The 25,724-nt window shown below is 60.8% G+C and carries 22 protein-coding genes and 1 pseudogene; 11 read left to right on the top strand and 12 right to left on the bottom strand.

Translation table 11 applies throughout. The annotated features are described in order from the left end of the window. Positions 1 to 162 precede the first annotated feature (162 nt). The 4 genes from KGB27_RS11605 (at position 163) to KGB27_RS11590 (ending at position 2,853) form a co-directional block, all read left to right on the top strand. A complete protein-coding gene (locus KGB27_RS11605) occupies positions 163 to 1,065 on the top strand; it encodes a chemotaxis protein CheV (RefSeq protein ID WP_008026621.1) in 903 nt (300 codons plus the stop codon). 25 nt (positions 1,066 to 1,090) lie between these two features. After that, positions 1,091 to 1,549 (top strand): GNAT family N-acetyltransferase, encoded by a 459-nt coding sequence (locus KGB27_RS11600; protein WP_223554554.1) that lies wholly within the window; start codon positions 1,091 to 1,093, stop codon positions 1,547 to 1,549. A gap of 144 nt (positions 1,550 to 1,693) precedes the next feature. Further along, the gene (locus KGB27_RS11595; RefSeq protein WP_192228974.1) at positions 1,694 to 2,020 is read left to right on the top strand and encodes a hypothetical protein; all 327 of its coding nucleotides are present in this window, start codon (positions 1,694 to 1,696) and stop codon (positions 2,018 to 2,020) included. Positions 2,021 to 2,103: 83 nt separating this feature from the next. Continuing rightward, a complete protein-coding gene (locus KGB27_RS11590; protein ID WP_223554552.1) occupies positions 2,104 to 2,853 on the top strand; it encodes a YkgJ family cysteine cluster protein in 750 nt (249 codons plus the stop codon). Here KGB27_RS11590 and KGB27_RS11585 read toward each other — a convergent pair. The 3 genes and pseudogenes from KGB27_RS11585 to KGB27_RS11580 form a co-directional block, all read right to left on the bottom strand. Continuing rightward, positions 2,850 to 3,893 carry a methyl-accepting chemotaxis protein gene (locus KGB27_RS11585; protein ID WP_404943255.1) on the bottom strand — a complete coding sequence of 348 codons (1,044 nt, stop codon included), beginning with the start codon at positions 3,891 to 3,893 and terminating at the stop codon, positions 2,850 to 2,852. The genes KGB27_RS11590 and KGB27_RS11585 overlap by 4 nt on opposite strands. 258 nt (positions 3,894 to 4,151) lie before the next feature. Continuing rightward, positions 4,152 to 4,433 (bottom strand): annotated as a pseudogene (locus KGB27_RS31565) (PAS domain-containing protein); the annotation flags it as partial. Between the two features lie 155 nt (positions 4,434 to 4,588). After that, positions 4,589 to 4,846, bottom strand: coding sequence for a hypothetical protein (locus KGB27_RS11580; RefSeq protein ID WP_008026610.1), 258 nt, complete (start codon positions 4,844 to 4,846; stop codon positions 4,589 to 4,591). A gap of 339 nt (positions 4,847 to 5,185) precedes the next feature. On the opposite strand from KGB27_RS11580, the gene KGB27_RS11575 reads away from it, so the two are divergent. The 7 genes from KGB27_RS11575 (at position 5,186) to KGB27_RS11545 (ending at position 15,077) form a co-directional block, all read left to right on the top strand. Beyond that, the gene (locus KGB27_RS11575; RefSeq protein ID WP_223554547.1) at positions 5,186 to 6,346 is read left to right on the top strand and encodes an efflux RND transporter periplasmic adaptor subunit; all 1,161 of its coding nucleotides are present in this window, start codon (positions 5,186 to 5,188) and stop codon (positions 6,344 to 6,346) included. Continuing rightward, positions 6,343 to 9,447, top strand: a complete 3,105-nt coding sequence (locus KGB27_RS11570; protein WP_223554545.1) for a multidrug efflux RND transporter permease subunit — start codon at positions 6,343 to 6,345, stop codon at positions 9,445 to 9,447. Before KGB27_RS11575 ends, KGB27_RS11570 begins: the two co-directional genes overlap by 4 nt. Positions 9,448 to 9,456: 9 nt before the next feature. Then, on the top strand, positions 9,457 to 10,134 hold the full coding sequence (locus KGB27_RS11565) for a heavy metal response regulator transcription factor (protein WP_007916978.1): 678 nt from the start codon (positions 9,457 to 9,459) through the stop codon (positions 10,132 to 10,134). Next, positions 10,124 to 11,488: a heavy metal sensor histidine kinase gene (locus KGB27_RS11560; RefSeq protein ID WP_008032291.1), complete on the top strand. Its 1,365-nt coding sequence runs from the start codon at positions 10,124 to 10,126 to the stop codon at positions 11,486 to 11,488. The genes KGB27_RS11565 and KGB27_RS11560 overlap by 11 nt, the downstream gene beginning before the upstream one ends. A 215-nt stretch (positions 11,489 to 11,703) precedes the next feature. Continuing rightward, positions 11,704 to 11,928: a hypothetical protein gene (locus tag KGB27_RS11555; protein WP_032832350.1), complete on the top strand. Its 225-nt coding sequence runs from the start codon at positions 11,704 to 11,706 to the stop codon at positions 11,926 to 11,928. Between the two features lie 194 nt (positions 11,929 to 12,122). Next, a complete protein-coding gene (locus KGB27_RS11550; RefSeq protein WP_223554541.1) occupies positions 12,123 to 13,433 on the top strand; it encodes an OprD family porin in 1,311 nt (436 codons plus the stop codon). A gap of 147 nt (positions 13,434 to 13,580) precedes the next feature. After that, positions 13,581 to 15,077: a sensor domain-containing diguanylate cyclase gene (locus KGB27_RS11545; protein ID WP_223554539.1), complete on the top strand. Its 1,497-nt coding sequence runs from the start codon at positions 13,581 to 13,583 to the stop codon at positions 15,075 to 15,077. Positions 15,078 to 15,256: 179 nt separating this feature from the next. Here the strand turns inward: KGB27_RS11545 and lpxC are convergent, their stop codons facing one another. The 9 genes from lpxC to murD form a co-directional block, all read right to left on the bottom strand. Next, the gene (gene lpxC, locus KGB27_RS11540) at positions 15,257 to 16,168 is read right to left on the bottom strand and encodes a UDP-3-O-acyl-N-acetylglucosamine deacetylase (protein WP_008025989.1); all 912 of its coding nucleotides are present in this window, start codon (positions 16,166 to 16,168) and stop codon (positions 15,257 to 15,259) included. 112 nt (positions 16,169 to 16,280) lie between these two features. Beyond that, entirely contained in the window at positions 16,281 to 17,474 is a 1,194-nt protein-coding gene (gene ftsZ / locus KGB27_RS11535; RefSeq protein ID WP_008025988.1) for a cell division protein FtsZ, read from the bottom strand. 70 nt (positions 17,475 to 17,544) lie between these two features. Then, a complete protein-coding gene (gene ftsA, locus KGB27_RS11530; protein ID WP_008025987.1) occupies positions 17,545 to 18,804 on the bottom strand; it encodes a cell division protein FtsA in 1,260 nt (419 codons plus the stop codon). Between the two features lie 14 nt (positions 18,805 to 18,818). After that, complete coding sequence (locus KGB27_RS11525; RefSeq protein ID WP_008025986.1) at positions 18,819 to 19,688, bottom strand: cell division protein FtsQ/DivIB; 870 nt, start codon at positions 19,686 to 19,688, stop codon at positions 18,819 to 18,821. Positions 19,689 to 19,692: 4 nt separating this feature from the next. Beyond that, complete coding sequence (locus tag KGB27_RS11520) at positions 19,693 to 20,649, bottom strand: D-alanine--D-alanine ligase (protein ID WP_223554537.1); 957 nt, start codon at positions 20,647 to 20,649, stop codon at positions 19,693 to 19,695. Continuing rightward, positions 20,646 to 22,106, bottom strand: a complete 1,461-nt coding sequence (gene murC / locus KGB27_RS11515; RefSeq protein WP_008037298.1) for a UDP-N-acetylmuramate--L-alanine ligase — start codon at positions 22,104 to 22,106, stop codon at positions 20,646 to 20,648. The genes KGB27_RS11520 and murC overlap by 4 nt, the downstream gene beginning before the upstream one ends. Then, positions 22,099 to 23,169, bottom strand: coding sequence for an undecaprenyldiphospho-muramoylpentapeptide beta-N-acetylglucosaminyltransferase (gene murG / locus KGB27_RS11510; RefSeq protein WP_008037296.1), 1,071 nt, complete (start codon positions 23,167 to 23,169; stop codon positions 22,099 to 22,101). Before murG ends, murC begins: the two co-directional genes overlap by 8 nt. Next, positions 23,159 to 24,376 carry a putative lipid II flippase FtsW gene (ftsW, locus tag KGB27_RS11505; protein WP_008037295.1) on the bottom strand — a complete coding sequence of 406 codons (1,218 nt, stop codon included), beginning with the start codon at positions 24,374 to 24,376 and terminating at the stop codon, positions 23,159 to 23,161. Before ftsW ends, murG begins: the two co-directional genes overlap by 11 nt. Continuing rightward, positions 24,373 to 25,719, bottom strand: a complete 1,347-nt coding sequence (gene murD, locus KGB27_RS11500; protein WP_192228967.1) for a UDP-N-acetylmuramoyl-L-alanine--D-glutamate ligase — start codon at positions 25,717 to 25,719, stop codon at positions 24,373 to 24,375. Before murD ends, ftsW begins: the two co-directional genes overlap by 4 nt. Between the last annotated feature and the right edge of the window lie 5 nt (positions 25,720 to 25,724).

Genomic DNA, 25,724 nt, shown 5'->3' with positions numbered 1-25,724 from the left:
CAGCGATGCCATCGCCAGCAAGCCGGCTCCTACAGGTGGGGACAGCATTTTCCTGTACATCGGCATTTAGCCTAAAGCCTGCCCCCATCAAGTCGATAACCCGGCATCGATAGCTTTTGGCGACTTCCATTCGCCCATCACCTTTTTCCACAGAAGGTTTTTATGTCCTCCACCAAAGCCCGCGCAGACTCACTTTCGCTTCTGCTGTTTACCTTGCGCAGCGGCAAGTTGATGGCGATCAACCTGCTCAAGGTCAGTGAAATCATTCCCTGCCCGCCGCTGACCAAGCTGCCGGAGTCGCATCCTCACGTCAAAGGCATCGCCACCCTGCGCGGCGCGTCGTTGTCGGTGATCGACCTGAGCCGTGCGATCGGCGAGCGGCCGCTGGAAGACCCGAATGGCGGCTGCCTGATCGTCACCGACGTCAGCCGCTCCAAACAGGGCCTGCACGTTCAGGCGGTGAGCAAGATCGTCCACTGCCTGACCACCGACATCCGTCCTCCGCCCTTCGGCTCCGGCGGTGTGCGCTCGTACATCACTGGCGTGACCTCGGTCGACGGCACGCTGGTGCAGGTGCTGGACATCGAAAAGGTCATCCACGGCATCGCCCCGGCGCAGATCGAAACGGCCCCGACCGAACTGAGCATGGAAGACGCGGAAGTACTCGGCAACGCGCGCATTCTGGTGGTCGACGACAGCCAGGTGGCCCTGCAGCAATCGGTGCACACCCTGCGCAACCTCGGCCTGCAATGCCATACCGCGCGCAGTGCCAAGGAAGCCATCGATTGCCTGCTGGACCTGCAAGGCACCGCCCAGCAGATCAACCTGATTGTTTCAGACATCGAAATGTCAGAGATGGACGGCTACGCCTTCACCCGCACCCTGCGCGAAACCCCGGATTTTGCGCACCTGTATGTGCTGCTGCACACCTCGCTGGACAGCGCGATGAACAGCGAAAAAGCGCGTCTGGCCGGCGCCAACGCGGTGCTGACCAAGTTCTCTTCGCCGGACCTGACCAAGTGCCTGATCGAAGCGGCCAAGGCGGTCGCCGAACAAGGTCACTGAGTTGGCCGAGGCTTTTTGTTTTCTGATGCGGCGCAACCTGGCGGAGGTTGTGCCCGCAATCACTTGGCCCCAGGGCATTGTCCTGCACGAATATCGTCCAGAACTGGCAGTAGACGTTCATCGTTTGATGGAGCTGGGTTATCTGGACGGTGGCGGTCGCGTGCCGGCATTGGATATCTGGCAACAGCGGTTTGAGACTGACCCTGAATACGATCCCTCCCTGTGCTTCATTGCGCAGGATGCCGACGGTATCGTGGGTGTATGCCAGTGCTGGACCAGCGCCTACATCAAGAATCTGGTCGTGCACCCGCGAGCCCAGGGTCGGGGTTTGGGCCGGGCGTTGTTGTTGAATGCATTCAACGTATTTCAGCAGCGTCGTGAAGGTTTTGTGGATTTGAAGGTATTGGAAGACAACCTTCGGGCGCAGCGGTTGTATGAAAGTGCCGGGATGATTGTGGTCCGCCGGGAGCCGGTTCCGGCCTGATACACCGCCTTCGCGGGCAAGCCTCGCTCCTACATTGTGATCACCCTACCTGTAGGAGCGAGGCTTGCTCGCGAAGGGGCCGACACATTCAACCTCATCCCATCAGGCATACTCGGCCCACCCATGCCCAAGGATGCCTGCCCCATGAAAGCCACCACCCTCACCTTCCTCTGCCTCACCGCCCTCGCCACCCAAACCCACGCCTCCAGCCCAGACGCCTGGGCCGCTTTCGACAAAGCCACGCTCGCCAGTTGCATCAAGGCCAGTGGCCTGACGGACGCTTCCCCCGTCGGCAAAGCCGCACAGTTCGATGACCGTGTCGACTACACCGCCGTGCTCCTGCAAGGCCGCTACCCGCAAAAACACATGAAAGGCCAGCAAGGCACCGAGCTGTGCCTCTACAACAAAAAAAGCAAAACCGCCTACGTGACCGAATGGGACTCCATCCGCCTGCCCGCCAAATCCCGGTAAATGGCGCATAACTTGCTTCGTCGCTGACTTCTGCGGTGGCATTCTGTCGCCATTTCGGGCCCTGACAAGCGACTGATCTTTCAATGAATACAACGTTTTCCTGCGTAGGTTGCGGCAAATGCTGCAATGACCATCACGTCCCCCTGACCCTGGCCGAAGCCCGAATGTGGGCGGCCGACGGCGGTCAGGTGATCGTGCTGGTGGAAGGCTTTCTCGGTAACGGCCTCGGCCTGCCGGTGCAGCAACGCGAACATGCCGAGCGTCGTTCGGTGCTGGTTCAAAGCGGCGACTGCGAAGCCTACGTGGCCATCACGTTTGCGGCGTACAACGTCGGTCCCTGCCGGAATCTTGACGAAGACAACCTCTGCCGCATCTACGAACGCCGGCCGCTGGTGTGCCGCATCTATCCGATGGAAATCAATCCGCACATCCCCCTCAACCCGGCGATCAAGGAATGCCCGCCGGAATCGTGGGAAAAAGGCCCGGATCTGATCATTGGCGGTGAATTGGTCGATCACGAGCTCGCAGGACTCATCCAGCGTTCCCGTCAGGCGGATCGCGACGATATCCGCACCAAAGATGCGATTTGCGCCTCACTGGGGATTCGGACCACGGCCCTCAAGGGCGATGGATTCACCGCGTATCTGCCGGACATGAGCGCGTTCGCCACGGTCATCGATCAGGTGGCGCAACAGCCGCTGACAGGATCGGACAGTGACTGGCAGTTCCACGTATCGGGTGACGACATCGCCGGGCAAGTGTTGGCGGCGGGTGCGCACGTGGCCACCGAGACGCCGCTCAACTATGCCTTCATTTCGTTGCGCGCGGCTTAACGGCGGGCTCGCCAAAACTCTTGCGCCAACAACCGCAAGTCCCCCGCCAGCCCCGCCACATCGGTGGAATTCGCCTGGCTTTGCTGCCCCTCACTGACCGTGACCTCGCAGGCTGAGCGAATGCTGATGATGTTGCGGTTGATGTCTTCGCTGACGCTGCTCTGCTCTTCCACCGCCGAAGCGATCTGCAGGCTCATTTGCGTGATCTGATTGACCCGCCGACTGATCGCGTCCAGCGAATCGGCGGCGCGTCGGGCCTGTTCGACGCTGTTGTCCACCTGTTCGCTGCTTTGTTGCATCACCACCACCGCGTCCCGCGTGCCGTTTTGCAGGGTGCTGATCATGCGTTGAATTTCGTTGGTCGATTGCTGGGTACGCTGGGCCAGGCCACGGACTTCGTCGGCCACCACCGCGAAACCGCGCCCGGCATCCCCGGCACGCGCCGCTTCGATGGCCGCGTTGAGGGCCAGCAGATTGGTTTGCTCGGCGATGCTGCGGATCACATCCAGTACGCCGGTAATCTCGCTGCTGTGCCCCTCCAGTTGATGAATCACCTCGGTGGCGCGCGCCAGTTCCTCGGCCAGACGCAGCACCGCATGGCGACTTTCACTCACCAATTGATGACCTTCACGGGTTTCGTTGCCGGCCAGGTCAGCCGCCTGGGACGCCTGCTGCGCATGACCGGCAACCTCGGCCACGCTGGCAGACATCTGGTGAATCGCCGCCGCCACCTGATCGGTTTCAGCCTGCTGGGCCAGCGTGCTGTTATGACTGCCTTGCAGGTGTTCGACCAGTTCCGCCGCGTGCCCGGCCAGGCGCTGCGACGCATCGCCGATGCGCCCCACCACCGCGCCGATCTGCGCTTCGAGCATCTGGAAGGCAAACTCGATCTGGCCGAACTGATCGCGGCGACCGGTGTAAACAGCCTGACTCAACGGGTTGTCGGCAATCTGCCGGGCGCGTTCGGTCAACGCTTTCAGCGGACGCAACATGAATCCGGTGCCGACCGCTGCCAAACCACTGCCCACGACAAACGCCAGTACGCCGAAAACGGCTGACGAAGGGTTCAGCCACGCTTCGATGCCCACCACGCAGGCCAATGTCGCGCTGAACAGCGCCGTCACTTTGAGACCCGGACTGAGCACGGGCAGCCGCTGCCACAGTGATGTACGACCACTGCGAAGCTGTGTGTAGGCTTTTTCCGCGGCTTCGATCTGCCGCGCCGAGGGCTTGGTCCGGACCGACTGATACTCCACGGCTTTGCCGTTCTGCGTCACCGGTGTGGCATACGCGCTCACCCAATAGTGATCGCCATTCTTGCAGCGATTTTTCACCAGCCCCATCCATGAGCGGCCGCTTTTAAGGGTCTGCCACATATGCGCGAAAGCCGCCGCCGGCATGTCCGGGTGGCGCAGCAAGTTGTGCGTCGAGCCCAGCAACTCCTCACGGCTGTAACCGCAGATGTTGATGAAGTCGTCGTTGGCGTAGGTGATCGCGCTGGTCAGATCAGTGGTCGAGAGGATATTCGCATCAGCCGCAACGTCGACATTACGGCCGGTCACCGGGAGGTTGATCTTCATGGAAAGCGCGCTCGTTGGATGGAAAGAGTCGGCAGGGCTGCTGACTCTAAGCGCACTGATTCCACAAACGTTGATCTGGCTCAGGATATGAGCACTTAGCCATCACCGCGATTGAAAACCGCGGCCGATGGCCAATGGCGGGGGGGCGTTAAAACTCAGCGTTTGCCCATCGAACGACGGGTGCCGGGAGGCGCTGCGCCGGGGGTCTTGGTGTGGCCGTTCTTGGCGCCGTTCTTGTACCAGGGCTGGCTGGCGGTTTTCGCGGCGGCCAGTTCACCCGGTTTGAACGGGAACTTGAACGCCGGGATCGCTGCTTTGGTTTCGCTGTCTGCGCTGGAGTCGACGCTGTCTGGCAGGTCTGCCTGGTCGTCGCTCAAAGCGTCGGCAACCGGCGGTTGTGTCGGGGAAGTCATGAAAGCTCCGGGTGATGCAAAAGAGTCGGGCCCGGTCAGCGAGCCGCGAAAGGCGGCAGTATACCTGTGTCGGGGGCGACAGGCTTCACGTGGCGAGTGAGTCCGTCGGGTTTTGTGGTGCCCCGCCTGCCGCCATCGCCGGCAAGCCGGCTCCTACAGGGGTTCGCGGTGTACTTTGTAGGAGCCGGCTTGCTGGCGATGGCGTCAGTTCAGTCACCACACATCCCAAACTGACAGCGCCGTCAGTTAGCAGTCACCTTCCTGACCGGCGAACAGGTTTATAAAGGAAGGTATAACCCTGACAAAATTCCGTCCTCCCAGCCCCGGCGCCCCACTCGCATGCGAATTCAGAAAAAACCCGCCCTGCTCGCCGCCCTCCTGATTGTCCTGGCAGCGCTGGGCGTGTGGTACGCCACCAAACCGGCCACGGCCAGACTCGCCGCGCCCACGGCGATACCGGTTCGAGTGGTCAACGTCGCCGAAAAAGACGTCCCTCGTTACGTCAGCGGCATCGGCTCGGTGCTGTCCCTGCACAGCGTGGTGGTACGTCCGCAGATCGACGGCATCCTCACCAGAATCCTGGTCAAGGAAGGTCAATTGGTGAACAAGGGTGATTTGCTCGCCACCATCGATGATCGCTCGATCCGCGCCAGCCTGGATCAGGCCCGCGCACAGCTCGGCGAAAGCCAGGCACAGCTGCAAGTGGCGCTGGTCAACCTCAAGCGTTACAAACTGCTGAGCGTCGACGACGGCGTGTCCAAACAGACTTACGACCAGCAACAAGCGCTGGTCAACCAGCTCAAAGCCACCGCCCAAGGCAATCAGGCGTCGATTGACGCCGCTCAGGTGCAGCTTTCCTACACACAGATTCGCTCCCCGGTCAGCGGTCGCGTGGGGATTCGTACGGTGGACGAAGGCAACTTCCTGCGCATGACCGACACCCAAGGCTTGTTCACGGTGACGCAGATCGACCCGATTGCCGTGGAGTTTTCCCTGCCACAGCAAATGCTGCCAACCCTGCAAGGCCTGATCAACGATCCGGAACACGCCCAGGTGAAGGCCTACATCGGTGCCGACACCGACGGCGAAACCGGCAACCTGCTGGGCGAAGGCCACCTGACCCTGATCGACAACCAGATCAACGCCAACACCGGGACCATCCGCGCCAAGGCCGAATTCAACAACCCTGGGCAGAAGCTGTGGCCGGGCCTGCTGGTAACGGTAAAAATTCAGACAGCGCTGGAAAAGGATGCGCTGGTGGTGCCGCCCACCGTCGTACAACGTGGCCTCGATCAACACTTTGTGTACCGGGTCAAAGGTGACAAGGTTGAAACCGTCCAGGTGCAGATGGTCTATCAAGGCAGCGGCCAGAACATCATCAAAGGCGTGAAACCGGGCGACGTGCTGGTCAGCGACGGTCAGTCGCGCCTCAAACCCGGCTCGACGGTCCAGGTGCTGACTGAACCCGCGCAAATGGTGCAAACGGAGTCGAAGCCATGAAGGGCCACGGCTCGGTTTCCGCGTGGTGCATCGATCATCCGGTGGCGACGATCCTGCTGACGTTTGCCCTGGTATTGCTCGGCGTCATTGCGTTCCCACGGTTGCCCATCGCGCCGCTGCCGGAAGCCGAATTCCCGACCATCCAGGTGGCCGCGCAACTGCCCGGTGCCAGCCCGGAAACCATGGCCTCCTCGGTGGCCACGCCGCTTGAAGTGCAATTCAGCGCCATTCCCGGCGTGACCCAGATGACCTCGAGCAGCGCCCTCGGCTCGACCAACCTGACCCTGCAATTCACCCTCGACAAAAGCATCGACACCGCCGCGCAGGAAGTGCAGGCCGCGATCAATACGGCGGCCGGCAAACTGCCCAAGGACATGCCTAACCTGCCGACCTGGCGCAAGGTCAACCCGGCCGACAGCCCGGTGCTGATTCTCAGCATCAACTCGACCCTGATGCCCGGCCCCGAACTCAGCGATCTGGTGGAAACCCTGCTGTCCCGTCAGATCAGTCAGATCGACGGTGTAGGCCAGATCAACATTACCGGCCAGCAACGTCCAGCGATTCGCGTTCAAGCCTCCGCCGACAAACTCGCGGCCATCGGCCTGACGCTGGCGGACATTCGCCTGGCGATCCAAAACACCAGCCTCAACCTGGCCAAAGGCGCGCTGTATGGCGAGTCGAGCATCTCTACGCTGTCGACCAACGATCAGTTGTTCCACCCCGAGGAATACAGCCAACTCATCGTTTCCTACAAGGACGGTGCACCGGTTCACTTGAAAGATGTCGCCAAAGTCGTCAACGGTTCGGAAGATGCCTACGTGCAAGCCTGGGCCGGGGACAAGCCCGGGGTGAACCTGGTGATTTCCCGGCAACCGGGCGCCAACATCGTCGAGACCGTAGATCGCATTCAGGCCGCCCTGCCCGCTCTCGAAGCGATGCTGCCGGCGTCGGTGCAGGTCAAAGTGCTGGTTGACCGGACCCAGACCATCCGCGCCTCGTTGCATGAGGTGGAAATCACCCTGCTGATCGCGATCATGCTGGTGGTGGCGGTGATGGCGCTGTTCCTGCGTCAGTGGTCGGCGACGCTGATCGTGTCGGCGGTGCTGGGTGTGTCGCTGGTCGCCAGTTTTGCCCTGATGTACATCATGGGCTTCAGCCTGAACAACCTGACACTGGTGGCGATCGTGGTGGCCGTGGGGTTTGTGGTCGACGATGCGATTGTCGTGGTGGAGAACATTCACCGACACCTGGAGGCCGGCGACGGCATGCGCGAGGCGGCGATCAAGGGCGCCGGCGAGATTGGTTTTACCGTGGTCTCGATCAGCTTTTCGCTGGTGGCGGCGTTCATTCCGCTGCTGTTCATGGGCGGTGTAGTCGGGCGGCTGTTCAAGGAATTCGCCCTGACGGCCACGTCTACGATCATGATTTCAGTGGTGGTGTCGCTGACGTTGGCGCCGACCCTCGCCGCGCTGTTCATGCGTGCGCCGGTGCATCACGCCCACAGCAAAAAAACCTTTGGCGAACGCTTGCTGGCCGGCTACGAAAAGCTCCTGCGCCGTGCCCTCGCCCATCAGAAATTGATGATCGGGGTGTTCGGCATGTCCCTGGCCCTGGCCATCGCCGGCTACATCTTCATTCCGAAGGGTTTCTTCCCGGTGCAAGACACCGGTTTTGTCCTCGGCACCACCGAAGCCGCCGCCGATATTTCCTACGGCGACATGGTGAAAAAACACCTGGCGATGGCGGAAATCGTCGCGGCAGATCCAGCGGTCGCGGCGTTTTCCCACTCCGTCGGCGTCTCCGGCAGTAACCAGACCATCGCCAACGGCCGCTTCTGGATTTCCCTGAAAAAACGCAGCGAGCGCGACGTCTCGGCCAGCCAGTTCATCGACCGCATCCGTCCGCAACTGATGAAAGTCCCGGGCATCGTGCTGTACCTGCGCGCCGGCCAGGACATCAACCTCAGCTCCGGCCCGAGTCGCGCGCAGTACCAATACGTGCTCAAGAGCAACGACGGCGCAACCCTCAGCACCTGGACCCAGCGCCTCACGGAAAAACTGCGCGCCAACCCGGCGTTCCGCGACATTTCCAACGACCTGCAACTGGGCGGCAGCATCACCCACATCAGCATCGACCGCAGCGCCGCCGCGCGTTTCGGCCTGACTGCCAGCGATGTCGACGAAGCGCTGTACGATGCGTTCGGCCAGCGGCAGATCAACGAATTCCAGACCCAGATCAACCAGTACAACGTGATCCTGGAACTGGACACCAGGCAACGCGGCAAGGCCGAAAGCCTCAACTATTTCTACCTGCGCTCGCCGCTCAGTGGGGAAATGGTGCCGCTGTCGGCGCTGGCGAAATTCGATGCGCCGACGGTTGGCCCGTTGTCGATCGCCCATGACGGGATGTTCCCGGCCGCCAACCTGTCGTTCAACCTGGCGCCCGGCGTAGCGCTTGGCGATGCGGTGATCATGCTCAATCAGGCCAAGGCCGAGATCGGCATGCCGGCCGCCATGAGCGGCAACTTCCAGGGCGCGGCCCAGGCGTTCCAGAGTTCGCTGGCCAGCCAGCCGTGGCTGATTCTGGCGGCGCTGGTGGCGGTGTACATCATTCTCGGCGTGCTCTACGAGAGCTTCGTCCACCCGCTGACCATCATCTCGACCTTGCCCTCGGCGGGGCTCGGGGCGGTGATCATGCTGTGGATTTGCGGCCAGGATTTTTCGATCATGGCGTTGATCGGGCTGGTGTTGCTGATCGGTATCGTGAAGAAAAACGGCATCCTGATGATCGACTTCGCGCTCGACGCTCAGCGCAACCGTGGCCTGCCGCCGGAAGAGGCGATTTTCCAGGCCTGCATCACGCGGTTCCGGCCGATCATCATGACCACCCTCGCCGCCCTGCTCGGCGCGCTGCCGCTGATGCTCGGCTACGGCACCGGCGCCGAACTGCGCCAGCCATTGGGGATCGCGGTCGTCGGCGGCTTGCTGGTGAGCCAGGCGCTGACGCTGTTCACCACTCCGGTCATATACTTGTGGCTGGAGCGACTATTTCATCGGCCCAAAAAACCAGCGCCCGTACCGGTGCTGGCGACCACAGACTGAGGCGGGGTCATGCGCGTTCTGATTATCGAAGACGAGGAAAAAACCGCGGACTATCTGCACCGCGGCCTGACGGAACAGGGTTACACCGTGGACCTGGCGCGGGACGGCGTTGAAGGCCTGCACCTGGCGCTGGAAAGCGACTACGCGGTGATCGTCCTCGACGTGATGTTGCCGGGCCTCGACGGCTTCGGCGTGCTGCGTGCCTTGCGTGCGCGCAAGCAAACCCCGGTGATCATGCTCACCGCCCGCGAGCGTGTCGAAGACCGCATCAAAGGCCTGCGCGACGGCGCCGACGATTACCTCGGCAAACCGTTTTCCTTCCTCGAACTGGTGGCGCGCCTGCAAGCACTGACCCGGCGCAGCGGCGGCCATGAACCGGTGCAAGTGAGCATCGCAGACCTGTGGATAGATTTGATCAGCCGCAAGGCCACCCGCGCCGGCACGCGTCTGGACCTGACCGCCAAGGAGTTCTCGCTGCTCAGCGTGCTGGCCCGCCGGCAAGGGGAAATACTCTCGAAAACGGCGATTGCGGAAATGGTCTGGGACATCAATTTCGACAGCGACGCCAACGTCGTCGAAGTCGCGATCAAACGCCTGCGCGCCAAACTCGACGGGCCGTTCGACGAGAAACTGCTGCACACGATCCGTGGCATGGGTTATGTGCTGGAGAGCCGTGGTGTCCAGTAATTCGATTGCCCTGCGCCTCAGTGGAATGTTCACACTGGTGGCGCTTTTGGTGTTTCTGCTGATCGGCTGGGCGCTCTATCAGCAGGTCGACAAAGGCCTGGGTTTGCTGCCCGAAGCCGAACTGGACGCACGTTACAGCGTGCTCGAATCCACCGTCGGCCGTTACGGCACACCCGAGCATTGGGTGAAGATCAACAACAAGCTCAAGCTGCTCGGCGAAGAAGACAAACGCATCAGTTTCTGGATCACCAGCGGCGATCCGCACTACGAATATGGCAACCCGACGCCGCAGATCCGCGCCTTCGCCGAAGGCCCGCTGGGCATGCGCGATTTGCAACTGCCGGGTCAGCCTTATCCAATGAAAGTGCTGGTCAGCCAGTTCCCGGCCAAGGATCAACGCCCGCCGCTGCGCTTTATGATCGGCATCGACACCGAGACGTTTTTTCAAACCCAGCATCATCTGCTGATTGCGCTGATCAGCCTGGCGATTGTCGGCGTGCTGCTGGCTTCGGCACTCGGTTACTGGGTGGCGCGGATCGGCCTCAAGCCATTGATCAAGTTGTCTCAAGAGGCTCAGCGCCTGGCGCCGCCGCTGCGTTCCGGGCGTTTGCGCTTATCGTCGTTGCCGCCGGAACTCAATCAGTTCGTCAACTCCTTCAACTCCACCCTGGAGCGGGTCGAACAGGCTTACTCGCGGCTTGAGTCGTTCAATGCCGACGTCGCTCATGAGCTGCGCTCACCACTGACCAATCTGATTGGTCAGACCCAGGTTGCGCTGACGCGCGGACGCTCGGCGGAACACTATTTCGAAGTGCTGCAATCGAATCTTGAGGAGCTGGAGCGACTGCGTTCGATCATCAACGACATGCTGTTCCTCGCCAGTGCGGATCAGGGCAGCAAGGCCACCAAACTGACGTCCACCTCGCTGGCGGATGAAGTGGCGACGACGCTGGAGTATCTGGATTTCATTCTTGAAGACGCGCAGGTTCAAGTGCAGGTCCGTGGCGATGCGCAGGTACGGATCGAGATCGCGCATCTGCGTCGGGCGTTGATCAACTTGCTGAGCAACGCGGTGCAACACACCGAGCCCGGGCAGGTGATTCAGGTGCAGATCGACGTCGAGGACCATCAAGTCAGCATCGGCGTGGCAAACCCCGGTGCACCGATTGCCAACGAACATCTGCCGCGATTGTTCGAGCGCTTCTACCGGGTCGATGCGTCGCGCAGCAACAGTGGCAACAACCACGGCCTGGGGCTGGCGATCGTCAAGGCGATTGCGTTGATGCACGGCGGGGATGTGTTTGTGCGCAGTGACCACGGCATGAATACCTTCGGTATTCACCTTCCTGTCTGACCTTTCGCAAATCTGTAGGAGCCGGCTTGCTGGCGATCGGTCTTAAGTTCTGTGTTGTTTTTGAAGACGCCATCGCCAGCAAGCCGGCTCCTACAGGGTTGTGATCTTTGCTTATCCCGCAACAGTCCTTTATTGAATTGGCTCTGTTTCCCATCAGCCAGGATCCTTATCTTTGCGCCACCAAACAGCACTTGCCAAGCAAGAAGGTTTTAAAGATGTCCAACACTATGGGTATTGCCAGCGCTTTCGTTTTGTCCTCTTTGTTCCTCTCTCCATTCGCCATGGCTGAAGAGTCGCAGTCCTTCGTCGCACACAATGCAGCGCGCGCTGCAGCGTTTGAAGAACATCAGAGCGAAATGACGGCCAAGGCGCAGGGCGCTGCGCAAACCCCTCAAGCGTCGACCATTCAGGCCCAGCCACGGGTCGAGAAAGATAGCTGATCGCTCACATCGCTCTATTTCCCTCGACACTTTTCATTGGCTCTTCCTGTTGAAAAGTTGTCTTCAAAGCCGCTGCTATCAGCGGCTTTTTTTTGTTGTGGTTCAAACGCTGTCCGGTTCGTCTTCCCTGACAAGAAACATCCCGCACTTCAAAACAATGAAGTGTTCAGTAGACCCAAGGAGCTGTACCGCTAGTGCGTTTCCCTCAAAGATTCAATCCGCTGTTCATTGCAATCGCCGTAACGATGCCAATCAACGCCAAGGCCGCCGACCAAGAAGGTTTTGTCGAAGGTTCGAGCCTCAACCTCAATGCCCGCAACTACTACATGAACCGCAACCGCCTGCAGCAGGCGGACGACAACATTGAATGGGGCCAGGGTTTCCTGGGGGTCTTCGAATCGGGTTTTACCGAAGGCACCGTCGGTTTCGGTCTGGATGCCCACGCCATGCTCGGCCTCAAGCTCGACGGCGGTGGCGGCACCGATAATTCGAGCATCCTGCCGATCAGTGACGGCAACGGCAAAGCGCCGGGGTCGTTTTCGACGGCGGGTGGCACGCTGAAAATGCGCGCCTTCGATACCGAGCTGAAGGCCGGTGACCTGTTTCTCGCCAACCCGGTGATCGCCGGCGGCGAGACGCGCATGCTGCCGCAGACCTTTCGCGGCGTCAGCTTGACCAATCACAGCTTCGACGGCTTTCTGATCGAAGGTGGCCAGGCGAGTTTCACCAAGCCCTACAACCAAAGCGGTCATACGCGCATCGGCACGTCCTATGGCAGCCTCGCCGAGGGCGACGAAAGCCAGCACCTGAACTGGGCCGGCGTAGCCTGGAGCGGCCTGCCGGGGTTGACCAGCAGCCTTTACGCCGCCGAACTCAAGGACATCTGGAACCAGTACTACTACGACCTGGATTACACCTACTCGCTAAACGAACGGGTCAGCCTCAATCCGGGCCTGCACGTTTATCACACGCAGGACACCGGCGATGCGCTGCTGGGCAACATCGACAACAACACTTACAGCCTGCATTTCACCGTCGGCGTGGGCAATCACAGCGTCACCGCCGCGTACCAGCGGGTCAACGGCAACACGCCGTTCGACTACATCAGCCAGGGCGACAGCATTTTTCTCGACAACTCCCAGCAGTATTCCGACTTCAATGGTCCGAATGAACGCTCGTGGAAACTCAAGTACGCCTACGACTTTATCGGACTCGGCCTACCCGGCCTGACCTCGGCAGTGTCTTACTCCCGGGGCGAGCTGGACCTGACCAAAGCCGATCCAGACAGCCGCGGCTACGCCTCGTGGTACAGCGCCGACGGCAAAAATGCCAAGCACTGGGAGCGTGACATTGATCTGAAGTACGTGGTCCAGGGCGGCAAGACCAAGGACCTGGCGGTGCGCCTGCAATGGGCCACCAACCGTGGGGGCAACGGTTATGGCGCGCTGGATCAGGACACTGATGAATACCGGCTGATCGTCGACTACACGCTGAATGTCTTCTAAGCTTCGCTAAGCAAAAGGCCAGCATCTTTTGCTGGCCTTTTTTTTATCCGGCCTTTATACAAGCCCTCTGGACGCGACCGGTTTCTGGGACTCTGCCCGACTCTTGTAAAAAACTTTCATAACACCTTATTTGCAGAAGCCAGAACCATGAGTGTGAGCAGTGTGAAATCTCAAGATCCGATCGGGTCGACACGATCGGAGCGACTTCTGATTCTCGGCAGTGTGCTGTTGGTGATTGCGATACTCAGCATCGTGACGTTTCTGCTGATCCGTGAGCGCGCCAACGCCGAATTGTCCGCCGCTCGCGCCGCCAACAACATCGTGCAATTGATCGACGCCGACGTGCTGCGCAATGTCGAACTCTATGATATTTCCCTGCTGGGCTTGATCGCCGCCTCCCAGCGAGAGGATCTCAAGAGCGTATCTCCAGCCATTCGCCATATGGCCTATTTCGACCGCGCCACTGCCGCGCCGTACAAGGGCAATATTTTGTTGCTCGACAACAAGGGCGACGTGATCGCCGACTCGGCTTCGGTGGAGCCCAGGCAAGGCAACTACGCCGATCGCGAATACTTTCAATCTCACGTGAACAACCCGGACCCGGGCATGTTCATCAGCCCCCCCTTTAGAGCCAGGTCGCCCGAACAGGATTGGCGTATCAGTTTCAGTCGACGGCTGAGCGGCTCCCAGGGTGAGTTTCTGGGAGTAGCCGAAGCCGCCATGCGCTTGAGTTACTTCGATCAGTTGTTCAACAGTTTGAGCATCGGCCGCGATAGCACGGTCAATCTGATCAGCAAGAATGGGATTCTCCTGGCCCAACAACCACGCCTGGCCGAAGAGCTGATTGGCAAGGATTTCAGTAATCGCCCCAATTTCCAGCGCATCGTCAAAGAAGGCAATGGCAGCTTCACCAGCATGTCCGATCGATACCGTGACAAGCGTCTGTACACCTTTTCCAAGGTCGGAAATTTGCCACTGATCGTCATCGTTGCGCTGTCCAGTGATGAAGTTTTTGCGGCCTGGAAGCGCACGGCAGTGGTGGTCAGCTCTGCAACCGTAGCCTTGTGCGTAAGCCTGCTGTGGCTGACGTGGTTGCTACGCCGTGAATTGCGCCGACGTCACAACGCCGAACACGAGCTGGCACAACTGGCCGCCACCGATGCCTTGACCGGCGTAGCCAACCGCCGAATGCTCGATCAAACCCTGCGCCATGAGTGGTTTCGCGCGCAACGCTCCGGCAAACCGCTGTCGGTGTTGATGATCGATGCCGACCACTTCAAGGCGTTCAACGATCAACATGGCCATCAGGCGGGTGACGATGCGCTACGGGCACTGGCCAAGGTGATCGCCGAGAACGTGCGGCGACCGACGGACCTGGTCGCCCGCTACGGGGGGGAGGAGTTCTCGGTGGTCCTGGCGGAAACGGACAGCGCAGGCGCGCGGCAAATTGCTGAACACATTCGGTCTGCGGTGGAACAACTGCCGTTTGTGGCGGGCGTGGAATCGCCGATTACTGTCAGTATCGGCATCAGCACCTGGACTTCGACGACTGATACCAGCCTTGAACAGTTGCTGATTGCGGCGGACAAAGCGCTGTATCAGGCGAAGGAAAGCGGGCGAAATCGGGTGGTGGCTACGGAGTGAGATCTTCGCTGTAGCGGCCGGCCCCATCGCCGGCAAGCCTCGCTCCTACAGGGTACGCATTGCCATTGTAGGAGCGAGGCTTGCCCGCGAAGGCGTCATCACTACCACCGCATAACTTTCCGGCAGGCATAAAAAAAGGCCACCCGAAGGCAGCCTTTAAAAACTAGAGAGGTTTTTACTTACACCGCCGCAACCGGACGCATGTAAGAGATCGGTGCAGTGCTGGCGTCTTCGAAAGTCACGACTTCCCAAGCATCTGGCTGCTCAATCAACTTGCGCAGCAGCTGGTTGTTCAATGCATGTCCGGACTTGAAGCCCTTGAACTCACCAATCAGGCTATTGCCCAGCAGGTAGAGGTCACCAATTGCATCGAGGATCTTGTGCTTCACGAATTCGTCTTCATAGCGAAGGCCGTCTTCGTTCAGTACACCATCCGCGTCGACCACAATAGCGTTTTCAACGCTACCGCCGAGTGCGAGGTTGTGCTTGCGCAGGTACTCGATGTCACTCATGAAACCAAAGGTACGGGCGCGGCTGACTTCTTTTACGAACGAAGTGCTGGAAAAATCCACGCTTGCACTTTGTGTGCGGTTACGGAAAACCGGGTGATCGAAATCGATCTCGAAACTCACCTTGAAGCCTTCGAAAGGGACGAAAGTGGCGCGCTTGTCGCCGTCTTCCACTGTCACTTCCCGCAGGATCCGGATGAACTTCTTGGCTGCGTCCTGTTCTTCCAGGCCGGCCGATTGAATCAGGAAAACGAAAGGTCCAGCGCTACCATCCATGATCGGGACTTCGGACGCGGAGAGCTCGACGTAGGCGTTATCGATGCCCAGGCCGGCCATGGCCGAGAGCAAGTGCTCAACCGTGTCCACTTTCACGTCACCGTTGACCAGCGTCGTCGACATAGTTGTCTCGCCGACGTTGGCAGCACGAGCCGGGATCTCGACCACTGGATCGAGGTCGGCACGGCGAAAGACGATTCCGGTGTCGATCGGTGCAGGCTTGAGGGTCAGGTATACCTTCTCCCCGGAGTGCAGACCTACACCGGTGGCACGGATAATATTTTTCAGTGTGCGTTGTTTAATCATGGCTTGGGCCGCTTCAGCGCAAATTGCGAACTGGTATCAACAAAGGCTGGCGATGATAGCAGACCAGACCTTTGCTGAACACCAATCACCTTCATAGCCCTGATACATTCCATTAATCGGCCTGACGACGCAGGAAAGCCGGGATGTCCAGGTAGTCCAGATCATCTTGCGGATTCATCTTCGCGGCAGTCGCAGCACCGGCCTGAGCCTGGTTACGCATGACGGTCGGACGGTCCAGGTCACGGTAGTTCACCGCTGGAGCTTCCTGACGAGCGGGAGCCGATTGTTGCGGTTGCGGCGCCATGGAAGTGTGAACGGTATTGTCGATGACCTTCACAGGCTTCTCGATTTTCGCGCCCAGACCGGTGGCAACGACTGTTACGTGCAGCTCGTCGCGCATGTCCGGATCGATAACGGTACCGACCTTGACCATCGCGTGCTCGGAAGCGAAGGCTTCGATGATGCTACCCACGTCGGAGTACTCACCCAGGGACAGGTCAGGACCGGCGGTGATGTTCACCAGGATGCCGCGTGCACCTTGCAGGTTCACGTCTTCCAGCAGCGGGTTGCGAATGGCCGCTTCGGTAGCTTCGCGTGCACGGTTCGGACCGCTGGCGCAGCCAGTGCCCATCATCGCCATGCCCATTTCGCTCATCACGGTACGAACGTCGGCAAAGTCGACGTTGATCATGCCCGGACGCTTGATGATGTCGGAGATACCGCGAACGGCACCGGCCAGTACATCGTCTGCCTTGGCGAAAGCCGACAGCAGGCTGGCGTCTTTACCGAGGATGGTCAGCAGCTTCTCGTTGGGAATGGTGATCAACGAGTCGACGCTTTCCGACAGCAGGCGGATGCCTTCGTCGGCCAGTTGCATACGCTTGCGGCCTTCGAACGGGAACGGACGGGTCACCACCGCAACGGTGAGAATCCCCATTTCCTTGGCCACTTCAGCAATGATCGGCGCAGCACCGGTACCGGTACCGCCGCCCATGCCGGTGGTGATGAACACCATGTTGGTGCCCTGGAGGACTTCGGCAATGCGCTCGCGATCTTCGAGAGCGGCCTGACGACCTACTTCAGGGTTGGCGCCGGCGCCGAGACCTTTGGTCACGCTGGTGCCCAGTTGCAGGATGGTCCGCGCACTGATGCTCTTCAGCGCCTGGGCATCAGTGTTGGCGCAGATGAATTCAACGCCTTCAATGTTGCTCTTGACCATGTGATTGACAGCGTTGCCGCCGCCTCCGCCAACACCGATAACCTTAATGACCGGGCTTGCGGGGATGTTGTCTACGAGTTCGAACATTTTCCCTCTCCTTTGATTCTCTAGTTTTTTCGCCTACTGCCTGTATCTACAACGGTGCTGCGGTAATTCTTCAGAAGTTGCCTTGTACCCAGCTCTTGATGCGATCGAGCAAGGCGGCTTTCGGTTCGTCATTGCTGTAGCTGTCGCGGCTGCTGATGCCCGAGAACGAAATCCCGTCGGACTGCTTCTGCAGGCCGTACATCAACAGGCCGACGCCGGTGGAATAAATCGGGTTACGCACCACGTCGTCGAGGCCCTTCACGCCATGCGGCACGCCCAGGCGGACCGGCATGTGGAAAATCTCTTCGGCCAGTTCGACCGCGCCTTCCATCTTCGACGTACCACCGGTCAGCACGATGCCGGCCGGGATCAGGTCTTCGTAGCCGCTGCGGCGCAGTTCAGCCTGGATCAGCGTGAACAGTTCGTCGTAACGCGGCTCGACCACTTCGGCCAGGGCCTGGCGGGACAGCTCGCGCGGTGGACGGTCGCCAACGCTCGGGACCTTGATGGTTTCACCGGCACCGGCCAGCTTGGCCAGGGCACAGGCGTAGCGAATCTTGATTTCTTCGGCGTACTGGGTCGGGGTGCGCAACGCCATGGCGATGTCGTTGGTCACCTGATCGCCCGCAATCGGGATCACTGCGGTGTGACGGATCGCGCCTTCGGTGAAGATCGCGATGTCGGTGGTGCCACCGCCGATGTCCACCAGGCACACGCCCAGCTCTTTCTCGTCGTCGGTCAGTACCGAGTACGCGGACGCCAGTTGCTCGAGAATGATGTCGTCGATTTCCAGACCGCAGCGGCGCACGCATTTTTCAATGTTCTGTGCGGCGTTGACGGCGCAGGTGACCACGTGGACCTTGGCTTCCAGACGTACGCCGGACATGCCCAGAGGCTCACGCACGCCTTCCTGGTTATCGATCACGTAATCCTGCGGCAGGGTGTGCAGCACGCGCTGGTCAGCCGGGATCGCCACAGCCTGGGCAGCGTCGAGAACGCGCTCAAGGTCGGCGGAGCTGACTTCGCGATCACGAATCGCAACGATGCCGTGGGAGTTCAGGCTGCGGATGTGATTGCCGGCCACGCCGACGAACGCCGAGTGGATCCGGCAACCGGCCATCAGCTGCGCTTCTTCGATGGCGCGCTGGATCGATTGCACGGTGGACTCGATGTTCACCACCACGCCTTTCTTCAGGCCGCGGGACGGATGAGTGCCGATCCCGACGATTTCCAGCGTGCCGTCGTCCGAGACCTCGCCTACCAGCGCCACCACCTTGGAGGTGCCGATATCGAGACCGACGATCATTTTGCCGCTTTGCACGTTTGCCATGGGTCCTGCCTCTCTTAATTCTTCGCGACAGCGGGTTGGGCTGTCGTAGGCGCTACAGGTTCCCGCCAGCCAACAGCGAGGCCGTTGGCGTAGCGCAGATCGATGCGCGCAATGTTCGTAATCTGTTCTTTAAGCGTCTTGTCGTAGATGGCAATGAAGCGGCGCATCTTTTCCACCAGGTTGCCGCGGCCCAGCAGCAGTTCGATCCCCGGGCCCGAACTGCCGGCGCCGGTGGTCAGGAACCAGCTGCCTCGTTCACGCAACTCCAGGCGTGCAATCGAGAAGCCCAACGGCCTGAGCATCTGGCTCAGCACCTGGTATTGCTGCATCACTTGCTGCTGAGCCCGTTGTGGGCCGAACAGCTGTGGCAAGTGTTCGTAGTTCGCCAGCTCACGCGGGGTGAACGCCTGACCCTGGTTGTTCAACAGCGATTCGTCGCCCCAACGGGCCACCGGCAGTTGTTCTTCCAGGCGGATCACCACTTGATCCGGCCACACCCGACGTACTTCGGCGTGGGCAATCCATGGCATCTGTTCCAGCTCGGTGCGCATGCTCGCCAGGTCGATGGTGAAGAAGCTCGACGCCACGTACGGGGCGATTCGCTGCTGCACCGCTTGCTGGCTGATGTAACTCAGGTCGCCCTGCACCGCGATCTTGGTGATTGGCCGGTCGGCGTACGGCAGCAAACGCTGTGCGCCTTCGTAAGTGCCAAACCCCAGCGCGACCAGCAGCACCGGCCAGAACAGGCTTTTCAGAAAACCAAAATTGGCTTTCGGCAGGCGCGCAGACATCGGCTCTTTGGCCACCATTCGGCTGGCACCCCGCGGCACCGGCTTGCGGCCGGGTGCTGGAGGGGGCTGATGTCTTAGCTGTGCGCCTTGCATGGTCTTACCCTCGAACCTCAACACTGGCGGCCAGGATCGCCAGGACCAATTGCTGGAAATCCAGACCGGCGGCACGGGCCGCCATCGGGACCAGACTGTGATCGGTCATGCCCGGTGCGGTGTTGACTTCCAGGAACCAGAACTGCCCGTCGGCGTCCTGCATCACGTCAGCCCTGCCCCAACCGGCGATACCCAGCGCCTCACAGGCTTTCGCCGTGAGGTCCATCAGTTCTTTTTCCTTGTTGCTGTCGAGGCCGCACGGGATCCGGTACTGGGTATCGGAGGCCACGTACTTGGCGTCGTAGTCGTAGAAACTGTGTGTCGTGCCCAGGGCAATCGGTGGCAACACCTGGTCACGCAGGGTGGCGATGGTGAACTCCGGACCTTGAATCCATTGCTCGACCAACACTTGCGAATCGTAGGTACTGGCCGCTTTCCACGCGTCGATCAACTCCGGCGCGGAAGTCACTTTGGCCATCCCGATACTTGAACCTTCATGGGCCGGTTTGACGATCAAAGGGAAGCCCAGTTCCGTCGCCGCCGAAATACAATCGGCCTCGGAACTCAGTACCGCGTGGCGTGGCGTCGGAATGCCGAGGCTGTGCCACACCTGCTTGGTGCGCAGCTTGTCCATGGCCAGCGCCGACGCCAGAATGCCGCTGCCGGTGTACGGAATGCCCAGGCATTCCAGCAGGCCTTGCATGCTGCCGTCTTCACCGCCACGACCGTGGAGAATGATGAACGCACGGTCGATTTTCTCGTTGAGCAAACGCTGCAACAGGTCATCACCGACATCGAGACCGAACGCGTCCACACCGGCGCTTTGCAGCGCTGCGAGAACCGCGTTGCCCGACTTCAGGGAAACTTCACGCTCCGAACTCTTGCCGCCGAACAGCACGGCAACGCGGCCGAAATCTTTCGGCGCGACAGTGGAGACGAGGTTGGCGTAAGCAGCAGTCATTTCAACTTCCCCACGCTTGGCGCGGCAACGGCGCCAGCGAACAACGGACTCTTCAACAGTTTCGGTGCGAGACCGCCGATATCACCGGCGCCCTGGCACAACAGGATGTCGCCGGCACGCAGCAGCGGCTTGACGACAGGCGCGAGATCGACACCGCGCTCGATGTAGATCGGGTCGAGCTGACCGCGCTGACGGATGCTGTTGCACAGCTTGCGGCTGTCGGCACCCGGGATCGGCTCTTCGCCGGCCGGATAGACTTCCATCAGCAACAGCACGTTGGCGTCGGCCAGTACATTGACGAAATCGTCGTACAGGTCGCGGGTGCGGCTGTAACGGTGCGGCTGGTAGACCATCACCAAACGGCGCTCCGGCCAGCCACCACGCACGGCCTTGATCACGGCCGCGACTTCGGTCGGGTGGTGACCGTAGTCGTCGACCAGCATCACGCTGCCGTCTTCGACCGGCAGTTCGCCATAGACCTGGAAGCGTCGGCCGACACCCTGGAACCCGGACAGGCCCTGGACGATGGCTTCATCGCTGACGCCTTCGTCAGTGGCGATGCAGATGGTGGCCAGCGCGTTCAGCACGTTGTGGTTGCCCGGCATGTTCACCGAGACATCCAGCGGCTCGCGGTCAGGACGCAGCACGGTGAAGAAAGTCTGCATGCCCTGCTGACGCACATTGATCGCACGCACATCGCAGTCATCGCCGAAACCGTACGTGACGACCGGACGTTTGACCTGCGGCAGAATTTCACGCACCACCGGATCGTCCAGGCACACCACCGCCAGACCGTAGAACGGCAGGTTGTGCAGGAACTCGACGAAGGTTTTCTTCAGTTTGTTGAAGTCACCGTCGTAGGTCGCCATGTGGTCGGCGTCGATGTTGGTGACCACGGCCACCAGCGGCTGCAAGTGCAGGAAGCTGGCGTCGCTTTCGTCGGCTTCGGCGATCAGGTAGCGGCTGGTGCCGAGCTGGGCATTGGTGCCCGCGGCATTCAGACGACCACCGATGACGAACGTCGGATCGAGGCCACCGGCCGCAAATACCGAAGCGATCAGGCTGGTGGTGGTGGTTTTGCCGTGGGTACCGGCGACGGCGATGCCGTGGCGATAACGCATCAGCTCGGCCAGCATCTCGGCACGCGGCACCACCGGAATACGGCGTTCAAGCGCAGTGGCGACTTCCGGGTTGGAGGTGTTCACCGCGCTCGATACCACCAGCACGTCGGCGGCAGCGGCGTTCTCGGCACGGTGGCCGATAAAGATCTGGGCACCGAATGATTCGAGACGCTCGGTGACCGGCGAAGCTTTCAGGTCGGAACCGGACACTTCATAGCCCAGGTTCAGCAACACTTCGGCGATCCCGCACATGCCCACGCCGCCGATACCGACGAAGTGGATGCGACGGATACGGCGCATTTCCGGGTGCGGCATGGCTTTCTGATTCTCAACCATGGGCCACCTCCAGGCAGGTATCGACCACGTTACGGGTCGCATCGGGTTTGGCCAGGCGGCGTGCCGCGGTGGCCATGTCGGTGAGTCGTTGTGGTTGCATCAGGACCTCTGTCAGGCGTGCGGCTAGATCCGCTGCGCCAGTCGTTCTTTGCGGCATCAGGAAGGCAGCGCCTTCACGGGCCAAATAATCGGCGTTGCGGGTCTGGTGATCGTCGATCGCGTGGGGCAAAGGCACCAGCATCGAGGGCAGACCGGCGGCAGCCAGTTCACTGATGGTCAGCGCGCCTGCGCGGCACACCACCAGGTCGGCCCAGCCATAGGCGTGGGCCATGTCTTTGATGAAAGGCTGCACTTGCGCCTCGACGCCAGCCGCGCGATAGCGCTCTGCAGTCACTTCATCGTGGTTTTTCCCAGCCTGATGGAACACGTCCGGGCGCAGGTCGGGGGCGACGTGCGACAGGGCTTCAGGCAGTAATTTGTTCAACGGTTCTGCGCCCAGGCTTCCGCCGAGGATCAGCAAACGCGCCTTGCGACCAGCCAGGGCAGGTCGCGGTGTGTCGAGGAACAGCTCGGTGCGCACCGGGTTACCGGTGGTCCGTCGGCTGTCCGACAGGGTAAAGGTGTCGGGGAACGCTTCACAGACTCGGGCGGCCAACGGCACCAGCAACCGATTGGCGGTACCGGCCACGGCGTTCTGTTCGTGAACGATCACCGGCACACCGGCCAGTTTGGCTGCAACGCCGCCAGGACCGGTCACATAACCACCGAAACCGACCACGCACACCGGCCGCAACTGGCGAATGATCGCCCGCGCCTGCCAGACGGATTTGAGCAACATCAACGGCGCCTTGAGCAGGGACAACTTGCCCTTGCCGCGCAGACCGCTGGCGTTGATCCGGTGCAGCTCGATGCCGGCCATCGGCACCAGGTCATTTTCGATGCCACGCGGCGTGCCAAGCCAATGCACGGTGTAACCGCGGGCCTGGAACTCGCGAGCGCAAGCCAGCGCCGGGAACACGTGTCCGCCGGTGCCGCCCGCCATGATCAATACGTTAGCGCCCATGGGTCGGCTCCTCGGCGAAGTCGCTCTCATGGAACTCCATCTCCTCACTGCCCAGGTGGGTTCGACTCTCCCACTCAATGCGCAGCAACAAGCCGAGACAGGCACAGCAGATCACCAACGAACTGCCGCCATAACTGAGGAACGGCAAGGTCAGGCCTTTGGTAGGCAGCAGGCCGACGTTCACCCCGATGTTGATCAGGAACTGACCAATCCACAGGAACGACAGACCGTACGCAATATAGGCAGCAAAGAACTGCTTGGCCTTCTCGGCCCAATAACCGATGTACATGCCGCGAATACAGACAAAGACGAACAGCGCCACGGTGCACAGGGAACCCACGGCACCCAGCTCTTCGGCCAGAACCGAGAACACGAAGTCGGTGTGGGCTTCCGGCAGGTAGAACTGTTTCTGCACGCTGTTGCCCAGGCCTACGCCCAGCCACTCACCGCGACCGAACGCGATCAATGCTTGCGACAACTGATAACCGGCGCCGAACTGGTCGGCCCACGGGTCGGCAAAGTTGGTCAGACGCGCCATCCGGTATGGCTGCACCTGAATCAACAACACCACCGCCGCAACCGCCAGGACCACCATCAACGAGAACCGGAACAGCCCGACCCCGCCAAGGAACAGCATCGCCGCAGCCGCGCCCATCATCACGACGGTGGCACCGAAGTCCGGCTCCATCAGCAACAGACCCGCCATCGGCAGCAGCACGATGAACGGCTTGAAGAAACCCATCCAGCTTTCACGCACTTCTTTCTGGCGACGCACCAGATAACCGGCGAGGTAGATCACCACGAACACCTTGGCAATCTCGGAAGGCTGAACGTTGAAGAAACTGAAACCGATCCAGCGCATCGAACCGTTCACTTCACGGCCGATCCCCGGAATGATCACCATCACCAGCAAGCCGAACGCACCGATCAGCATCAGCCAGCCCAGGCGTTGCCAGGTGGCGATCGGAATCATCATGGTAACGATGCAGGCAGACAGGCCCAGCACCACGTAGATCAAGTGGCGAGTCATGTAGTACAGGGCACTGCCCGACTGCACGGCGCCCACTTCGGTCGAAGCCGAGGCGATCATGACCAGTCCGAGGCCGAGCAAGGCCAGGCAACCGGCAAGCATCGGAAAATCGAGATCGATGCCGCGCCCGGTGATGAGCGGCGAAGGAAACGGCTTGATGATGTTGAGCAGGCTCATGCCAGATCCTCCACTGCCTGGACGAACTGGTGACCACGGTCTTCGTAATTCTTGAACATGTCGAAGCTGGCGCAGGCCGGCGACAACAACACCACGTCGCCCGGTTGCGCAGCGGCGCGGCATTGCTCCACCGCTTCGACCAGCGAAGCAGCGCGGATCAGCGGCACGGCGTCGCCAATGGCCTCACCGATCTTGTCGGAGTCGCGGCCCATCAGGATCACGGCGCGGCAGTTGGCCGCCACCGGATCACGCAGATCATTGAACTCGGCACCCTTGCCGTCGCCACCGGCGATCAGCACGACCTTGCCGTCGATGTCCGCGCCCAGACCTTCGATGGCGGCCAGTGCGGCGCCGACGTTGGTGGCTTTGGAATCGTTGTAGTAGCTCACGCCGTCCAGGTCACGAACCCACTGGCAGCGATGTTCGAGACCGGCGAACGTGCGCAGGCTCGACAGCATGGCGTCGAACGGCAGGCCGACCGCGTGGCCCAGGGCCAGCGCCGCCAGGGCATTGGACTGATTGTGGGCGCCGCGAATTTTCAACTCGCGCACCGGCATCAGGTTCTGGAATTCGAAGGCGAGGTATTTCTCGCCGTCTTCTTCGCGGATACCAAACGCCTTGAAATCGGGTTTGCTCAAACCGAAGGTCCAGCAGGGCTGACCTTCGCCCATCAACGGACGGCTCAGGGCGTCCTGACGGTTGACCACGAACTGCCTGGCGCCACGGAAAATCCGGTGCTTGGCCAGGTGATAGGCCGGCAGGCCGCTGTAGCGGTCCATGTGGTCTTCGCTGACGTTGAGCACGGTCGCCACTTCGGCGTTGAGCTGGTCGGTGGTTTCGAGCTGGAAGCTCGACAGTTCCATCACGTACAACTCGATGTCATCGCGAAGCAGATCCAGCGCCGGCGTGCCGAGGTTGCCGCCGACAGCGACGCGCTTGCCGGCCGCAGCCGCCATCTCGCCCACCAGCGTGGTCACGGTGCTTTTCGCATTGGAGCCGCTGATGGCGACAATCGGCGCCTTCGCGTTACGCGCGAACAGCTCGATGTCACCGGACAACTTCACGCCACGAGCGGCGGCAGCCTGCAGGGCCGGGGTCGCCAGCGCCAGGCCGGGGCTCACGTAGAGCTCATCGGCGCGGCACAGGAATTCGACGTCCAGCTCGCCACAACGCACTTCCACGTGCGGATAGTCACGCTTGAGCGTGGCCAGTTCCGGTGGATTTTCCCGCGTATCGGCCACGGCAAACGACGTGCCCCGGTTCGCCAGGAAGCGAACCAGGGACATGCCGCTCTTGCCGAGGCCGACAACGATGCGGAAGTGGTCAGAAGCGATCAGAGACACGAGTT

The sequence above is a fragment of the Pseudomonas sp. BF-R-01 genome (assembly GCF_019946615.1).
In the GTDB taxonomy this organism is placed as follows: domain Bacteria; phylum Pseudomonadota; class Gammaproteobacteria; order Pseudomonadales; family Pseudomonadaceae; genus Aquipseudomonas; species Aquipseudomonas migulae.
The sequence above is the reverse complement of the archived record's forward strand: the minus strand, read 5'-3'. Positions and strand labels throughout refer to the sequence as shown.

What these genes read in the sequence shown, in the direction of transcription:
- KGB27_RS11605 (WP_008026621.1), top strand. Translation starts at nt 163, where the DNA reads ATGTCCTCCACCAAAGCCCGCGCAGACTCACTTTCGCTTCTGCTGTTT.
- KGB27_RS11600 (WP_223554554.1), top strand. Translation starts at nt 1,091, where the DNA reads ATGCGGCGCAACCTGGCGGAGGTTGTGCCCGCAATCACTTGGCCCCAG.
- KGB27_RS11595 (WP_192228974.1), top strand. Translation starts at nt 1,694, where the DNA reads ATGAAAGCCACCACCCTCACCTTCCTCTGCCTCACCGCCCTCGCCACC.
- KGB27_RS11590 (WP_223554552.1), top strand. Translation starts at nt 2,104, where the DNA reads ATGAATACAACGTTTTCCTGCGTAGGTTGCGGCAAATGCTGCAATGAC.
- KGB27_RS11580 (WP_008026610.1), bottom strand. Translation starts at nt 4,846, where the DNA reads ATGACTTCCCCGACACAACCGCCGGTTGCCGACGCTTTGAGCGACGAC.
- KGB27_RS11575 (WP_223554547.1), top strand. Translation starts at nt 5,186, where the DNA reads ATGCGAATTCAGAAAAAACCCGCCCTGCTCGCCGCCCTCCTGATTGTC.
- KGB27_RS11570 (WP_223554545.1), top strand. Translation starts at nt 6,343, where the DNA reads ATGAAGGGCCACGGCTCGGTTTCCGCGTGGTGCATCGATCATCCGGTG.
- KGB27_RS11565 (WP_007916978.1), top strand. Translation starts at nt 9,457, where the DNA reads ATGCGCGTTCTGATTATCGAAGACGAGGAAAAAACCGCGGACTATCTG.
- KGB27_RS11555 (WP_032832350.1), top strand. Translation starts at nt 11,704, where the DNA reads ATGTCCAACACTATGGGTATTGCCAGCGCTTTCGTTTTGTCCTCTTTG.
- KGB27_RS11545 (WP_223554539.1), top strand. Translation starts at nt 13,581, where the DNA reads ATGAGTGTGAGCAGTGTGAAATCTCAAGATCCGATCGGGTCGACACGA.
- lpxC (WP_008025989.1), bottom strand. Translation starts at nt 16,168, where the DNA reads ATGATTAAACAACGCACACTGAAAAATATTATCCGTGCCACCGGTGTA.
- ftsZ (WP_008025988.1), bottom strand. Translation starts at nt 17,474, where the DNA reads ATGTTCGAACTCGTAGACAACATCCCCGCAAGCCCGGTCATTAAGGTT.
- ftsA (WP_008025987.1), bottom strand. Translation starts at nt 18,804, where the DNA reads ATGGCAAACGTGCAAAGCGGCAAAATGATCGTCGGTCTCGATATCGGC.
- KGB27_RS11525 (WP_008025986.1), bottom strand. Translation starts at nt 19,688, where the DNA reads ATGCAAGGCGCACAGCTAAGACATCAGCCCCCTCCAGCACCCGGCCGC.
- KGB27_RS11520 (WP_223554537.1), bottom strand. Translation starts at nt 20,649, where the DNA reads ATGACTGCTGCTTACGCCAACCTCGTCTCCACTGTCGCGCCGAAAGAT.
- murC (WP_008037298.1), bottom strand. Translation starts at nt 22,106, where the DNA reads ATGGTTGAGAATCAGAAAGCCATGCCGCACCCGGAAATGCGCCGTATC.
- murG (WP_008037296.1), bottom strand. Translation starts at nt 23,169, where the DNA reads ATGGGCGCTAACGTATTGATCATGGCGGGCGGCACCGGCGGACACGTG.
- ftsW (WP_008037295.1), bottom strand. Translation starts at nt 24,376, where the DNA reads ATGAGCCTGCTCAACATCATCAAGCCGTTTCCTTCGCCGCTCATCACC.